Below are 12,994 nucleotides of genomic sequence, written 5' to 3' on the forward strand. Positions count from 1 at the left end.
CGATCACCGCACCGGCGCCACGCCGTCACCACACCGGCCGCGCCGCCCCGGCAGTTGGGCCACGCTGCGGGCCGGGGCGGCGTGGCCGGCGGCGCGGAAGCCTCGTCAAACACCAGAACGTCACGACCCCGAAAGGTGAACGGATGGGCCTGCGCTTCGAGGAGATCGACTGGCAGCCGACGCCCATGGGCGAGATCAGTCTGCGGCGCCGCCGCCACCCGGTCTCGGGCGAGGACGTGTACGAGGTGAAGCTCGGCGACGAGTTCCTGATGTCCAGTCTCTTCACCGCCGGCGAGATCGCGCTCACGGAACTCGGACTGGCCGAGCTGCCGGACACCGACGGGCCCGAACTGGACGTGGCGGTCGGCGGGCTCGGGCTCGGCTACACCGCCCAGGCGGCCCTGGACGATCCCCGCGTCCGCTCGCTGACCGTCGTCGAAGCGCTCCCCGAGGTCATCGACTGGCACCGGCGGCACCTGGTCCCCCTCGGAGCCCGGCTGACCTCCGACGCCCGCTGCCGCCTGACGCACGGCGACTTCTTCGCGCTGGCCGCCGACCCCGTCGGCCTGGACCCCGAGACCCCGGGCCGTCTCTTCGACGCCATCCTGCTGGACGTCGACCACTCACCGCGTCACGTACTCCACCCACGCCATGCGGCCCTGTACCGGCCCGCCGGGCTGCGCGCCCTCGCCGCGCACCTGCGCCCCGACGGGGTCTTCGCCCTGTGGTCGAACGATCCGCCCGACGAGCAGTTCATGTCCGCGCTCTCGGAGGTCTTCCCCCGCACGGCGGCTCGGGTCGTCGACTTCGACAACGCACGGCGGGACGGCACGTCGACCAACACGGTCTATGTGGCCCGCACGACGCCGGGCCCACCGTCCGCCGGCAAGGTCCCTTCCGGATAATCCGCCACGGATCCAGTTGTCCTACCCTGGCAGGCATGACCGCCATGGCGCCCGCGCGCACCGAACCGGACCTGTCGTTCCTCCTCGACCACACCAGTCACGTCCTGCGCAGCAAGATGTCCGCCGCACTCGCCGAGATCGGCCTGACGTCCCGCATGCACTGCGTGCTCGTCCACGCCCTGGAGGAGGAGCGGACCCAGGCACAGCTCGCCGAGATCGGCGACATGGACAAGACGACGATGGTGGTGACGGTGGACGCTCTGGAGGCGGCGGGCCTGGCCGAACGCCGCCCCTCCCGCACGGACCGGCGGGCCCGGATCATCGCGGTGACCGACGACGGCGCGCGCGTCGCCCGGCAGAGCCAGGAGATCGTCGACCGTGTGCACCGCGACGCCCTGGCCACGCTGCCCGGCGGCGACCGGGATGTCCTCCTGCGCGCCCTGAAGCACCTGGTCGGCGACGGTCTGGCGCATCCCGTCGAGGCTCCTCGCGCCGCCCGGCGGGCGCGCCAGGCCAAGTGAGGAAGCAGAGGCAAATGTAAGACCGAAAGAAATAGTCTGCAACGGAACTATCTGTTACGGTCTCTCCTGTCGTCCCTTCCGACCGACAGGAGACATGTCGTGCCCACCGCATTCAGCTCCGCCCGCTCACCCGCCGCCGCGCACTCGCGCCGACTCGCGCTCGCCGTCGTCGCCACCGGAATGCTGATGATCGTCCTCGACGGCTCGATCGTCACCGTGGCGATGCCGGCCGTCCAGGGCGACCTGGGGTTCACCCCCGCCGGTCTGAGCTGGGTCGTGAACGCCTACCTCATCGCGTTCGGCAGCCTTCTCCTGCTGGCAGGCCGGCTCGGCGACCTGATCGGCCGCAGGCGTATGTTCCTGGCCGGCACCGCCGTCTTCACCCTCGCCTCGCTGCTGGCCGGCCTGGCCACCTCGCCCGCGGCGCTGATCGCCGCCCGCTTCCTCCAGGGCATCGGCAGCGCGATGGCCTCCGCCGTCAGCCTGGGCATCCTCGTGACGCTGTTCACCGAATCCCGGGAGCGCGCCAGGGCCATCGCCGTCTTCAGCTTCACCGGCGCGGCCGGCGCATCCATCGGCCAGGTCGCGGGCGGCGTACTCACCGACGCGCTCGACTGGCACTGGATCTTCTTCATCAACCTGCCGATCGGCGTCGCCGTCCTCTCGACCGCCGTACGCGTACTGCCGCGCGACGCAGGCCTGGGTCTCGCAGCGGGCGCGGACGCGCTGGGCGCCGCCCTGGTCACCGCCGGCCTGATGCTGGGCATCTACGCCGTCGTCAAGGTCGAGGAACACGGCTGGACGTCGGGGCGGACCCTGGGCCTCGGCGCCCTCGCCGCCGTGCTGCTCACCGCGTTCCTCGTCCGTCAGGCCACCGCGAAGAACCCCTTGATGCCCCTGCGGATCTTCCGCTCGCGCAGCGTCCTGGCCGCCAACCTGGTCCAGATCCTGATGGTCGCCGCGCTCTTCTCCTTCCAGATCCTCGTCGCCCTCTATCTCCAGCAGGTCCTCGGATACGGAGCCGCCGAGACCGGCCTCGCGATGCTCCCGGCGGCCGCCGTCATCGGCGCCGTCTCGCTGGGGGTGTCCGCCCGGCTGGGCGCCCGGTTCGGCGAGCGCAACATCCTGCTGGCGGGCATCGTCGCCCTCGTCGGCGTCCTCGCCCTCCTCAGTCGTCTCCCCGTGCAGGCCGGTTACGCCGTCGACCTCCTGCCCGCCATGCTGCTCGCCGCGGGCTTCGGTCTCGCACTGCCGGCGTTGACCGCACTGGCCATGTCCGGCGCCGACGAGGAGGACGCCGGTCTCGCGTCCGGTCTCTTCAACACCACCCAGCAGATCGGCATGGCCCTCGGCGTCGCGGTCCTGTCGACCCTGGCCGCCTCCCGCACCCGGAGTCTCGCAGCGAGCGGACGCACCACGGCCGAGGCGCTGACCGGCGGCTACCGGCTCGCCTTCGCGGTGGGAGCGGGGCTCCTGGTCATCGCCTTCGCCCTCGCGTTCACGATGCTGCGCCGCCCCGGCGGCCGGCCCGCCGTCGAGCCGGTCGCCGGCCCGCCGGCACCCACGCACGCAGCGGGCGTCTGACCGCTCGCCCCGTCACCGAACCTCCGCCCACCGAAAGGCCGATCCCCATGAGCGACCACGCCGCCGACGGGACCACCACCGGCGTCACCGACGCGAACACCGGCACCACAGAGAACGACGGGCCCGCACCCCGCGCCCTCTCCGGCGAGGAACTCTCCCGGCTGCTGACGCAGCAGCGGTTCGGAGTGCTCGCGAGCGTCAGGAGCACCGGCCACCCACACCTGTCGACCGTCCTGTACGACTGGGACGCCGAAGAGCGCCTGCTGCGCGTCTCCTCGACCGCCGACCGGCTCAAGGTCCGCCAACTGCGCCGCGACCCGCACACCTCACTGCACGTGAGCGGCCCGGACGTGTGGTCGTTCGCCGTGGCGGAGGGCGAGGCCCGGATCGTCGACCCCGCCGACGACGCGGCCCCCGGCGAGCAGCCGCTCCCCGACCGGCGCGTGACCATCGTGATCCGGGTGTCCCGCCTGTACGGAACCGCTCTCGGCATCCCCACCCCGACCTGACCGCCGCCGCCGGCGGCGGCGGCGCACGACGACTGGTGAACGGGCCGGCGGCCTCCCTCGACAGATGGTCTGCGCACAGATAATCTGTGGACACATCATCTTGCCGAGGAGGCACGCATGTGGGAGTACGAGCACGGCATCGAGACCGGCGCCACCCCTGAGGCGATCTGGCGGCTCTGGGCCGACGTCGACAACTGGATCGCCTGGAACGCGGAGATCGAGAAGATCGAGATCAGCGGCCCGTTCACGGCGGGCGCCCGGATCACGATGACACCGCCCGGGGACGACCCGATCGTGCTGCGTATCGCCGAAGCCCGGCCGGACGAGCTGTTCGTCGACGAAGCCCGCTTCGGCGACCTGCTGTTGCGCACCGTCCACCGGATCGAACCCATCGACCACGACCGGATCCGCGTGGTGTACCGGATGGAGATCACCGGCCCCGGGGCCGACGAGGCCGGCGCCCACATCGGGCCGGGGATCACCGCCGACTGGCCCGACACCATGGCCTCGCTGGTCGCACTGGCGCTGCGCTGATGCCTCTGCGCCCCGAGGACAGCCCAGGACTGCTGCTCTGGCACGCCACACTGCGCTGGCAGCGCGACATCGCCGCCACGCTGGCCCCCCTCGAGCTCACCCACGTGCAGTTCGTGCTGCTGGCCTGCACCTGGTGGCTCAACTCCCAGGGCGAGCACCCCAACCAGCTCGCCCTGGCCCGGCAGGCGGGGACCGACGTCAAGATGACCTCCCAGGTCCTGCGCACCCTGGAACGCAAGGGGCTCGTCGAGCGCGAGACCGACCCGGGCGACACCCGCGCCAAGCGCCTGCGCGTCACCGACACCGGGGCCGAACTGGCCCCGCGCGCGATCGCCGCCGTCGAGCTCGCCGACGCACGGTTCTTCGAGCCGGTGCCCGTCGACGAGGCGGTGTCCCTGCTCCGCCGCCTGGCCGGTCCTCGGCCCTGAACCGCCCGGCGCCGACCTCACGGGACGCCGAACCCGGGCCGCCGTCGGCGGAGGGGCGGCGTGGCGGCGTCGGCGGAGGGCGGCGTTCCGGCGCCGCTCAACCGCGGCGCGGAGCGGTCATTCGTTCTCCGTCATGACTTTGTGCGCTTCGTGGCGTACGTCCCCGCTCGTGTGCGTGCGCAGTCGGCGCAGCAGCGAGCGCCATGGCCCGGGCCAGCCGAGCTCACGACCGGTTCCCCTGGCGAGGCCGACCGCCAGCAGGCCCGTGGTGGTGCCGCCGTCGCGGGCGAACCGGTCGGCCGTGGCCAGCAGGGTGTCGGCGCGCCACGCCAGGACACGCGACGCCGAGGACGTCCACAACTGTTCGGACACGTGCGCGGCGACGGTCACGCCGGCGCCTTCGAGGGCGTCCGCGAGGCTCTGCAGCCGTTCGCGCAGAACGTCCGGCTCCGCGGCCTGATCGACCAACCCGACCAGCAGATAAGCCCGTTCAGTGACCAGCAAGGGCTCCGGCGCCAGCTGCTCGGCGAGCGGTTCGAGCAACTCGGCGTGCACGCGGCCGACATGGCCCAGGTACGTCAGGGTCCGCAGTCGCTGGAGTGCCGGCAGGTCCCGGCCTTCCTGGGCCTGACAGCCGCCCTGCGCGGTGCGCATCGCCGCCAGCAACTCGGCCACCGCGCCGTGATAGATGCTTCCCGGCGCGGTGCCGCCCACGGGGTGCGGCAGCCCGGAGACCGCCAGATCGCGCAGCACCGACCCGGCCGTCTGCCAGTGCGCGCGCTCGCCGAGGTCGCAGACGGTACGGGATATGCGTACGGCCAGTTCGGACGAGGCGCGGCACCATACCTCCATGGCGCGCAGCAGGAAGTAGTCGCCCCCGAAGCCCTCTGTGAGGCCCAAGGCTGCGTCGTACACCGCCACGATCACCGCGGCGTAGGCACGACGGTGCGTCTCGGCCAGCTCCCAGGGAGTGACGAACACGAGAGCTTCGTGCACGGGGTGGGAATCGCCGCGCGCGACGTCGTCGAGCAGGCGCCAGGCCTCCGGCTCGTCCAGCAGCGGCGGCAGTGCGCGCACGACGGCTGCGCGCACGTCCGGGTGGCGGTCGGGGGCGTGGAAGGCGTTCGTCAGCAGGGACACCGCGCGCCGGGGCGGCAGGAACCTCGCGGCGAGCCGTACGGCCTCCTTGCGGGAGGTGACCTTCACGGGCCGCTCTCCGGTGAGCAACGCGTCGAGAGCCAGGGCGAGTTCGGACGGGGCGGTGAAGCGGGCGGCGCGGGAGGCCGCGTACACGGCGACCCTGGCACGGTCACCGCCCGCCTGCTCCAGCAGCGCCGGCAGGACGGCATGGGGCCGGTCGGTCCACGGCAGCGCGCCGAGCGCCGCCTCGGCGACGACCACCTCCGGGTCGTCCTTGTGCGCGAGCGCCAGAGCCCGTCCGAACTCGGGGACCGGGGCAGCGGCCCGGATGAGGGCGGCTCGTTCGTCGAGCGGAAGCGAGGCGTCCGCGACCGCCGCCTGTACCAGCCCGACCGCCGCCCGCTGCTGGCGCGGCAGCCAGCGGTCGCTGTCGCCGAGGTCCGGCAGCGGGCGCCGGGCCCCGTTCACCAGGAAGCGGCCGTACGGCGGCGCCGCGTCGAGCAGGACGTCCAGCAGGTCCGTGCGCCGCCGGGAGAGCGCTCGCCGCACGGACGGCAGGGCGACCGACGACGGTTCGAGCGCGACGATCCTGGCGACCCGTTCGTCGCGGGTCGTCGGTGCGGCCAGCCACAGTCGGGCCGCCGCCCGGAACGTCGCGTCGTCACCGCGTTCCAGGGCCGTGGCCAGTCTCTCCTGCACTTCGGGCATCCGCCGGGCGCGCGGTCCCAGTGCGGTGGCCAGCCCCAGCAGGAGCCGGTGGTCGGCTCGCCCGGCCCCGGCGTCGAGCCAGGGGCGCAGAGCCTCGAACACCTCGTGTTCCTGGCCCCGCCGCAGGACACGGTGCAGCGGACCGAAGTCGGGGACGCCGACTCGGCCCGTGATGCGCTCCAGGGTGCCGAGCGCCCAGTCCCGCAGGTCCGTCGCCGCAGCCTGGACGTGCTCGACGAGGACGCGTACGGCGAGGGTGCGCAGGGCCGTGAGGGTCTCGGCCGACGTGTCCCGTGCCTCCAGCGCGCCGGTGGCGATCGCGTCCAGGAGCGGGACGTCGTCGGAGTGGAAGAGCCCTGGGTGCGTCTCGGCGAGTGCGCCGAGCGCCTCGGCGCGCACCGGGTCCCGATCGTTGCGCAGACGCCGGGCCGCCGTGGTCAGCAGCTCGGTGACGGCCTCCCGGCCGCCGTCCCGGGCGGCGCAGGCCACGAACATCGGCCAGGCGGCGGCCCGGTCGTCGGCGTCGGACCGCCCGATCCCGGCGAGCAGCGCGGGACGGGCCTCGTCGATCGGACCGTTGGCGAGGATGTCCAGGTCCTCGAACCAGTAGTCGGTGCCGTCGAACGCGGCCGCCGCCCGCCGGACTTCGGCCCAGCGGCGCTCACGCGGCAGCAGCCGCAGGACGCTCAGCGCCGGGTCCCGGCCGGTCGCCCTGTCGGCGACCGCGTCGACGAGCGCGGCCCGCCGACCGGGCGCGATCGCCTTCACCAGCGCGGTGAAGTGATCGCCGCGGACGAGCCAGTGACGGCCGAGCGCCGCCAGCGACGAGGGGGAGGCCGCCCGCACGAGCCGGTGCAGCACCCCGGGCGGCGGCATCGGCTCGTAGCGTTGCTGCCGGCGATCGGCAGAGGTGATCCAGCGGATCACGCGGTCGGCGTCGGCTGTCACCAGGGGGCCGAGTCCCCGGTTCAGCGCGGGCGGCAGACTGCCGGGACCTTGCCGCTCCAGCAGGGTCAACACCCGCTCGGGGCGCAGCGGCGCGAGTGCGGCGACCATGGTGGCGTGCCGACGCCACCACTCGTCCCGCGGCTCTCCGCCGGCCCGGACCGCCAGGGTCCGCTCGGCGTGATCCAGTACCGGGTCGGGATGCCGGCAGGCCAGTCGTGTCCAGTCGGCGACGGCATGGGCCAGCCCCGGCAACTCCCGTGCCACGAAGGGGGCGGAGCAGGCCGGAAGCAGCCGTGCGGCCTCGGCGTCGCCCCACTGTTCACGCATGCGCGTCACCAGCCGCTCGGCCAGTGCACGACGGTCACCGCGGGCGATCAGACGGGCCAGCCGACTGCGCAGCGCGGCCGGTGCGTCGGCGTACGCCGCCTCCACCGCCTCGTCCGGTACGGGCAGGTCCCGAACGCCGCGCCGCGCGTAGCCGGCGACGATCGGGTCAGGGTCGGCCAACCGCTCGGCGAGGAACGTGGCGTCCCGTCCGACCAGGGCCGCCAACGCCGCCAGCCGCCGCTCGTACGGCCCACGGCCGTCCAGCTCGGACACCAGTGGGGCGAGTGTCCCGTCGTCCGCGAGCCCGCGTGCGGTCCGCGCCGTCAGGGTCAGGCGTGCGGGGAACGGCAGCGGTTCGAGGGCGGACAGCAGTTGCTCCGCAGTGTTCGGCATCCGCCGATTGTGCACGGCAGGATCTGCACATGCGATCGAATAGACCATCTGGCGCCACCGCCGCCGCTTGCGCACGCTCCGCGCACAGTTCAACGTCACCTGACCACTGACAATTGGCACCTGGCACCTGGCACCTGACGAAGGCGAAGTAGATGACCACGCAGACCCGTCCCGTCGACCACGAGCTCATCCGGGCCGCAGCGCAGGTCGCCCGCAGTCACTGTCGGGGCGACAACCACACCGTGGCAGCCGCGGCCCGCGACCGGGACGGCCGGATCATCACCGCGGTGAACGCGTACCACTTCACGGGAGGCCCCTGCGCCGAACTCGTCCTCATCGGCACGGCGGCCGGCCAGGGAGCCTACGAACTGGACACGATCGTCGCCGTGGGCGACCGCGAGCGCGGAGTGATCCCGCCGTGCGGCCGGTGCCGGCAGGTCCTCCTCGACTACTTCCCCGCCCTCAAGGTCATCGTCGGCAATGCCGACCGCGTCCGAACCGTCCTCATCACCGAGCTGCTGCCCGAAACCTACGTCTGGGCCGACCACCGGCTCGACGCGGAGTGAACCCCGGCTCCGTGGTCGGCCGTCGGCGGAGATGGGCCGTCACCCGCGGGGAGTGGGTGGGGCGCCCGTGACCCCGCTCACGCTCGACATGCGAGCGGGAGCACGCCGGGTCATCTTGGGGGGAGGGGCGCAACGCCGTCGCCGTCGCCTGCACGCCTGGAGGCACCATGCCGTACGACCCAACGGAGGCCCAGAAGAAGGCCTTTGCAGAGAACGAGGCCGATTTCCGCAGCCTCGACGAGCACCTGGGCCGCGTCCGGGAGACCGCCCGGGTGAGACTGACGGACAGCGGGCTGGGTGGACACGACCCGGGCGACCACATCCGCTGTCTGTCCTGCCCGTGCCCAGACTTCCAGGCCGGCGGCCCGCTCGGAGCATGCAAGCGCGGCAGCTGTCGCCATCCGATCGGCGACCACGACCTGCCCACCTGAGGGTCCGCCGACTCACCTGCGGACGAGGGAGTGGGTGTCAGTGGCTCGTGCGCCGTACGTGCAGGTGACCCGCTCGGGGGAAGGAGGGCGGTGCGGCCGGCAGCACCCGGTGAAAGTCGTACCGGCTCTTCTCCGCGACCCGGCACGACGCCCGGTTGTCCTCCTGGTGCAGGAGCTCGAGACGTTCCAGCCCGCCGGCTTCGAAGGCGTCGAAGGCCCATTCGGTGAGTGCCTCCACGGCGCGCGAGGCCACGCCTTTCCCACGGGCGTGCGCGGCGGTCCAGTAGCCCACCTCGGCAGCCGGTTCCCCGGCAGCGACGCCCTTGAGGACCACGCCTGCGAGCAACCGCCCGCAACGGCCGTCGGGTTGCGCCTCGAGGACGGCGAAGCTGAACCGGTCCCCCGCCGACCAGCTCTGCCGCTGGGAGCGCACCCACCGCGTCCCGTCTGCTTCGTTCTCCACGGTATGGCTCGTCCAGCGGCGCAGTTCGGCGTCGCGGAACACCTCGACCAGTGGCGCCGCGTCCTCCAGGCTCCAGAGGCGAAGAACGAGCGCGGGAGCCGTCGGCGTCGCGGCAACCTGCAGGACGACAGGGGTGATCACCCGCCGACCATATCCGACAGTGTGCTCACCACACGTCAGACCTGTTGCGCGGTGGTGGACTTGGGGCGGTGTCGTCATCGCGGTGTCCCTGTGCGCAGGGCCTCGACGCCCCAGCCGAGAACCGGTGCCAGACTCTCCGGAACCGGCCAGCCGTTGATCACTGCGAGCAGTCGGGCGTACCTCTCCCTGCGGGGGTCGTTCGTACTCGCCAGCCGAGCGGACAACAGGCGGCGGAGTTCGGGATCGTCGGGGCGGCCGAGGAGGTGGGCACAGTCGGCTGTGAAGGCCGCGACGATGCGCTCGGCCTCGGGCGAGGCCGGGTCGACACCTGCGGTCAGGGCCGGCGCGACGTGGTCACGCACGGTTGCCACGAGGTCCCGGCGGGGTGTCGTGACGTCGCTCCGGGCCACGTCCGATGCCAGGTCCTCGACCAACCGCCGCATGACGGAACGGAATTCCGGGTCCAGGGAGAGTTCGGCCAGCTCCACCCACGCCCGGACCTGGTTGGCCCCCGGGTCGTCGGGCAGCTCGGGGGTGAGCGAGCGCATCACTCCGGTCATGGCGTCGGCGATGCCGGGACCGCCGAAGACGGCGTCGAGGAATTCGCCGGTCAGACGGCGGCGTTCGTCCACGGAGAGTCGGGCGAGGTGGTGGATCATTTCCGTCTCCTCAGGTGTCGAGCCGCGGGTCGCCACCGCCGTCATCACCGCTCGCCGCAGTCGCAGCACGCGGATCTGTACGGCGAGCGCTTCGGCGTGCGCCGCGGCGACCTCCGCGAGGGAGAGCTCCTCGTCCACGACCTTGCGGATCGTGGGAAGGTCCACTCCCAGCTCGCGCAAGGTCCGCACGAGCTGCAGGCGTGCGACGGCGTCCGTGCCGTACAGGCGGTGGCCGGCCGGGGTGCGGTTCGTCGGCGTGACGATCCCGCGATCGGAGTAGAACCGGATGGTCTTGACCGTGAGACCGGTTCGGCGGGCGAGTTCGCCGATCGGGCAGAGCGTGATGCCGTCCATGTGACCACTCTCCCGCCTCCCCTTACGGGAGACGCAAGGCCCTGCGCCCGGGGGTGAAGCCGAATGATCCGTGCCCCGTGATCACCGGCGGACGGCGGGTCCCGGAGCGGCCCCGTCGGCCTCACGCGCCGCCGTTCACACCGCCACCCTTCTTCACCCCCTACCGCAAACAAGACATAAAAGCCTAAGATGCTCGGAACCTCTGCCGGAGTCGCGGCGCTGTGGCGTGCCGTGACCATCGCTCGTCCTGCCCTCGGGCGGCCTTGAGAGGTGCACCGTGACCGGCTCATGTTGCGAATACCCGGAATCGTCCGACTGGCGTGACCGCGCCGCATGCGTCGGAGAGGATCCCGAGATCTTCTTCCCCCTCGCGGACGTCGCGGCCCCCGGCGCGGAGGCGTCCCTGGCCCGGGCGGTCTGCCGCCGCTGCGCCGTGCTCGTCGCCTGCCGCGACTGGGCCCTGGAGCACGGCGAGGACGACGGGATCTGGGGTGCCACCACTGCTGCTCAGCGTCGTGCCATCCGAAGAGCGGCCATGGAGTCGGCCCCGCCGGCCGGACGCCACGGGGTCCGGGCGGGGTGAGCCGAGGGGGCCGTGGTGCCGTGGTCCAGGAGTCGGCAGGCCGGCCGCCGGAGCGGCCGGACCGGCGTCGCCGTTCGGTCAGGCGTAGGTCTCGAACTCCGCCACCTTCGGTGTGGCGCTCGAGCCCGTGATCTCGAAGGTGACCTTCTTCAGGGAGGTGGAGGCGAAGGAGATCGCGCCCGCACCGCTGCCCGAGGTCAGCACCGCCCCGGTGTCGCCGTTGAGCACCCGCCAGGAACCGATGTCGCCGGTGGCTCCGGCGGCTTCCCGAAGGGTGACCTTGGAGATGGCGGTCGCCGAGCCCCACTTGATCGAGATGGATCCGGTCGAGCCGGACGGCGACCAGTAGGTGCCCGTGTCGCCGTCCCGGACGTTGCCGTAGCTGGTGCCGGACGCCTTGCTGGAGCCATCGGCGGAGGCAGCGGCAGCGAGGCTCAGGTTGACGCCAGCGGGCGTGGACGTCGCGGTGGGCGTGGACGTCGGCGTGGGGTTGGCGGTGGCGGTCGCGGTCGCGGTCGCGGTGGGCGTCGTCGCGACGCAGTTGCCGTCCGACACCTTGAGGCCGGTGTTGGCGCCCGCCGTCGCCGTCACGATCGACGGCACGCAGGACGCGGCGTCGAGACTGTAGGCGTACGGGATGCTGACGGTCGTGTTCGACGTCGGGTTCGGCCCTGCGGGGTTGTTCTCCTCGCCCGGCTGCGTCCAGGTCACGTTGTCGAAGACGTTCCCGCTGACCTGCCAGTAGCCCGGCAGGTCGGTGTAGAAGGTGCCGAGGACGTCCTTGGAGTTCTTGAAGTAGTTGTTGTCGACCTTGGCCTTGCCGCCGGCCCGTGGGTTGATGCCCGATTCGTTCAGGCCGACGTAGTAGTTGTTGTAGATGTGCGCGGTCGCGCCACGCAGCAGGGGCGTTCGGGAGTCGATGTTCTCGTACCGGTTGTGATGGAAGGTGACCGGGCCGTTTCCCAGGTCGTCGTCACTGGAGCCGACGAGGCCGCCGCGGCCTGAGTTGCGCAGGACGCTGTAGGACAGGGTCACGTAACGAGTGCCGGCCTTCATGTCGAACAGAGCGTCGTAGCCCGCCGATTCACCTCCGGAGGCGGTCAGCGTGGCGTGGTCGACCCAGACGTTGTGCACGTCGCTCTCCATGCCGATGGCATCGCCGCCGTTGGAGGTGGGCGAGCCGGACTTCTTCACGTTCTGGACGGTCACGTTCTGCACGACGATGTTGCTCGCCTGACGGAGGTGGATGCCGATCTGGTCGAACACGGCCCCGCCGCCGACGCCGACGAGGGTGACGTTGCTGACGCCTTTCAACTCGATCACTCCGGCGGCGGTGTTGCAGCTGCCGCCCGACACCTTCGCCGTGTTGCCCACGGTGACGGTCCCCTCGACCTGGATGACGATCGGGGTGCTGCTGCTGGCCCGGCCGCACAGGGCCTGGTGGATCTGGGTGCCGGTGGTGGCCCTGACCGTCGTCCCCCCGGCACCGCCGGTGGTGCCGCCGTTCTGGGTGGCGAACCCGGTCGCGCCGGCGCCGGCCGCCGACGCGGTGGGCATCGACAGGACCATCCCTGTCGCCGCCGCCAGGGCCAGCGTGCCGAGTGCCGCGGAGAGTCGCAGAGCGACTGGCTTTCTCATTCTCGCCTCGTCTTTCGTCATCGGGGGCCGGTGGTGACGCACGCGTCCGCGCCCGGCGCCGCGGGCCGTAGGGATCACGGTCGTTCTGTCGTGTGCATGCCATGTTGGCGACGGCAGACCCCTTCGAGCCCGGTGCTCGGTGCGGGACTCGCGTCCGCCCCA

The 12,994-nt window shown here is 72.3% G+C and carries 13 protein-coding genes; 9 read left to right on the forward strand and 4 right to left on the reverse strand.

All coding sequences use genetic code 11. The features are described from left to right. The first annotated feature begins 143 nt into the window (after positions 1–143). The 6 genes from OHS82_RS03890 (at position 144) to OHS82_RS03915 (ending at position 4,481) form a co-directional block, all read left to right on the forward strand. Positions 144–905, forward strand: a complete 762-nt coding sequence (locus tag OHS82_RS03890; RefSeq protein ID WP_328433274.1) for a spermidine synthase — start codon at positions 144–146, stop codon at positions 903–905. A gap of 35 nt (positions 906–940) precedes the next feature. After that, positions 941–1,426: a MarR family winged helix-turn-helix transcriptional regulator gene (locus tag OHS82_RS03895; protein WP_057581988.1), complete on the forward strand. Its 486-nt coding sequence runs from the start codon at positions 941–943 to the stop codon at positions 1,424–1,426. A 180-nt stretch (positions 1,427–1,606) separates the two neighbouring features. Continuing rightward, complete coding sequence (locus OHS82_RS03900; protein WP_443041974.1) at positions 1,607–3,010, forward strand: MFS transporter; 1,404 nt, start codon at positions 1,607–1,609, stop codon at positions 3,008–3,010. A gap of 47 nt (positions 3,011–3,057) precedes the next feature. Beyond that, positions 3,058–3,519 carry a pyridoxamine 5'-phosphate oxidase family protein gene (locus OHS82_RS03905; protein ID WP_328433276.1) on the forward strand — a complete coding sequence of 154 codons (462 nt, stop codon included), beginning with the start codon at positions 3,058–3,060 and terminating at the stop codon, positions 3,517–3,519. A gap of 117 nt (positions 3,520–3,636) precedes the next feature. Beyond that, the gene (locus OHS82_RS03910; protein WP_328433277.1) at positions 3,637–4,053 is read left to right on the forward strand and encodes a polyketide cyclase; all 417 of its coding nucleotides are present in this window, start codon (positions 3,637–3,639) and stop codon (positions 4,051–4,053) included. Then, a complete protein-coding gene (locus OHS82_RS03915; RefSeq protein ID WP_328433278.1) occupies positions 4,053–4,481 on the forward strand; it encodes a MarR family winged helix-turn-helix transcriptional regulator in 429 nt (142 codons plus the stop codon). Before OHS82_RS03910 ends, OHS82_RS03915 begins: the two co-directional genes overlap by 1 nt. A gap of 117 nt (positions 4,482–4,598) precedes the next feature. Here the strand turns inward: OHS82_RS03915 and OHS82_RS03920 are convergent, their stop codons facing one another. Further along, positions 4,599–7,997, reverse strand: a complete 3,399-nt coding sequence (locus OHS82_RS03920) for a hypothetical protein (protein ID WP_328433279.1) — start codon at positions 7,995–7,997, stop codon at positions 4,599–4,601. Between the two features lie 152 nt (positions 7,998–8,149). On the opposite strand from OHS82_RS03920, the gene OHS82_RS03925 reads away from it, so the two are divergent. Both OHS82_RS03925 and OHS82_RS03930 read left to right on the forward strand, forming a co-directional pair. Further along, complete coding sequence (locus OHS82_RS03925; protein WP_057581993.1) at positions 8,150–8,563, forward strand: cytidine deaminase family protein; 414 nt, start codon at positions 8,150–8,152, stop codon at positions 8,561–8,563. A 167-nt stretch (positions 8,564–8,730) separates the two neighbouring features. Then, the gene (locus tag OHS82_RS03930; RefSeq protein ID WP_057581994.1) at positions 8,731–8,994 is read left to right on the forward strand and encodes a hypothetical protein; all 264 of its coding nucleotides are present in this window, start codon (positions 8,731–8,733) and stop codon (positions 8,992–8,994) included. Between the two features lie 37 nt (positions 8,995–9,031). Here the strand turns inward: OHS82_RS03930 and OHS82_RS03935 are convergent, their stop codons facing one another. Continuing rightward, a complete protein-coding gene (locus OHS82_RS03935; RefSeq protein ID WP_328433280.1) occupies positions 9,032–9,598 on the reverse strand; it encodes a GNAT family N-acetyltransferase in 567 nt (188 codons plus the stop codon). 74 nt (positions 9,599–9,672) lie between these two features. Beyond that, positions 9,673–10,611 carry a MerR family transcriptional regulator gene (locus tag OHS82_RS03940; RefSeq protein ID WP_057581995.1) on the reverse strand — a complete coding sequence of 313 codons (939 nt, stop codon included), beginning with the start codon at positions 10,609–10,611 and terminating at the stop codon, positions 9,673–9,675. Between the two features lie 277 nt (positions 10,612–10,888). On the opposite strand from OHS82_RS03940, the gene OHS82_RS03945 reads away from it, so the two are divergent. Further along, positions 10,889–11,194, forward strand: a complete 306-nt coding sequence (locus OHS82_RS03945; protein WP_057581996.1) for a WhiB family transcriptional regulator — start codon at positions 10,889–10,891, stop codon at positions 11,192–11,194. A gap of 78 nt (positions 11,195–11,272) precedes the next feature. Here the strand turns inward: OHS82_RS03945 and OHS82_RS03950 are convergent, their stop codons facing one another. Further along, positions 11,273–12,832, reverse strand: coding sequence for a pectate lyase family protein (locus OHS82_RS03950; protein ID WP_328433281.1), 1,560 nt, complete (start codon positions 12,830–12,832; stop codon positions 11,273–11,275). Between the last annotated feature and the right edge of the window lie 162 nt (positions 12,833–12,994).

The sequence above is a fragment of the Streptomyces sp. NBC_00425 genome, from assembly GCF_036030735.1.
GTDB lineage: Bacteria > Actinomycetota > Actinomycetes > Streptomycetales > Streptomycetaceae > Streptomyces.

What these genes read in the sequence shown, in the direction of transcription:
- OHS82_RS03890 (WP_328433274.1), top strand. Translation starts at nt 144, where the DNA reads ATGGGCCTGCGCTTCGAGGAGATCGACTGGCAGCCGACGCCCATGGGC.
- OHS82_RS03895 (WP_057581988.1), top strand. Translation starts at nt 941, where the DNA reads ATGACCGCCATGGCGCCCGCGCGCACCGAACCGGACCTGTCGTTCCTC.
- OHS82_RS03900 (WP_443041974.1), top strand. Translation starts at nt 1,607, where the DNA reads ATGCTGATGATCGTCCTCGACGGCTCGATCGTCACCGTGGCGATGCCG.
- OHS82_RS03905 (WP_328433276.1), top strand. Translation starts at nt 3,058, where the DNA reads ATGAGCGACCACGCCGCCGACGGGACCACCACCGGCGTCACCGACGCG.
- OHS82_RS03910 (WP_328433277.1), top strand. Translation starts at nt 3,637, where the DNA reads ATGTGGGAGTACGAGCACGGCATCGAGACCGGCGCCACCCCTGAGGCG.
- OHS82_RS03915 (WP_328433278.1), top strand. Translation starts at nt 4,053, where the DNA reads ATGCCTCTGCGCCCCGAGGACAGCCCAGGACTGCTGCTCTGGCACGCC.
- OHS82_RS03920 (WP_328433279.1), bottom strand. Translation starts at nt 7,997, where the DNA reads ATGCCGAACACTGCGGAGCAACTGCTGTCCGCCCTCGAACCGCTGCCG.
- OHS82_RS03925 (WP_057581993.1), top strand. Translation starts at nt 8,150, where the DNA reads ATGACCACGCAGACCCGTCCCGTCGACCACGAGCTCATCCGGGCCGCA.
- OHS82_RS03930 (WP_057581994.1), top strand. Translation starts at nt 8,731, where the DNA reads ATGCCGTACGACCCAACGGAGGCCCAGAAGAAGGCCTTTGCAGAGAAC.
- OHS82_RS03940 (WP_057581995.1), bottom strand. Translation starts at nt 10,611, where the DNA reads ATGGACGGCATCACGCTCTGCCCGATCGGCGAACTCGCCCGCCGAACC.
- OHS82_RS03950 (WP_328433281.1), bottom strand. Translation starts at nt 12,832, where the DNA reads ATGAGAAAGCCAGTCGCTCTGCGACTCTCCGCGGCACTCGGCACGCTG.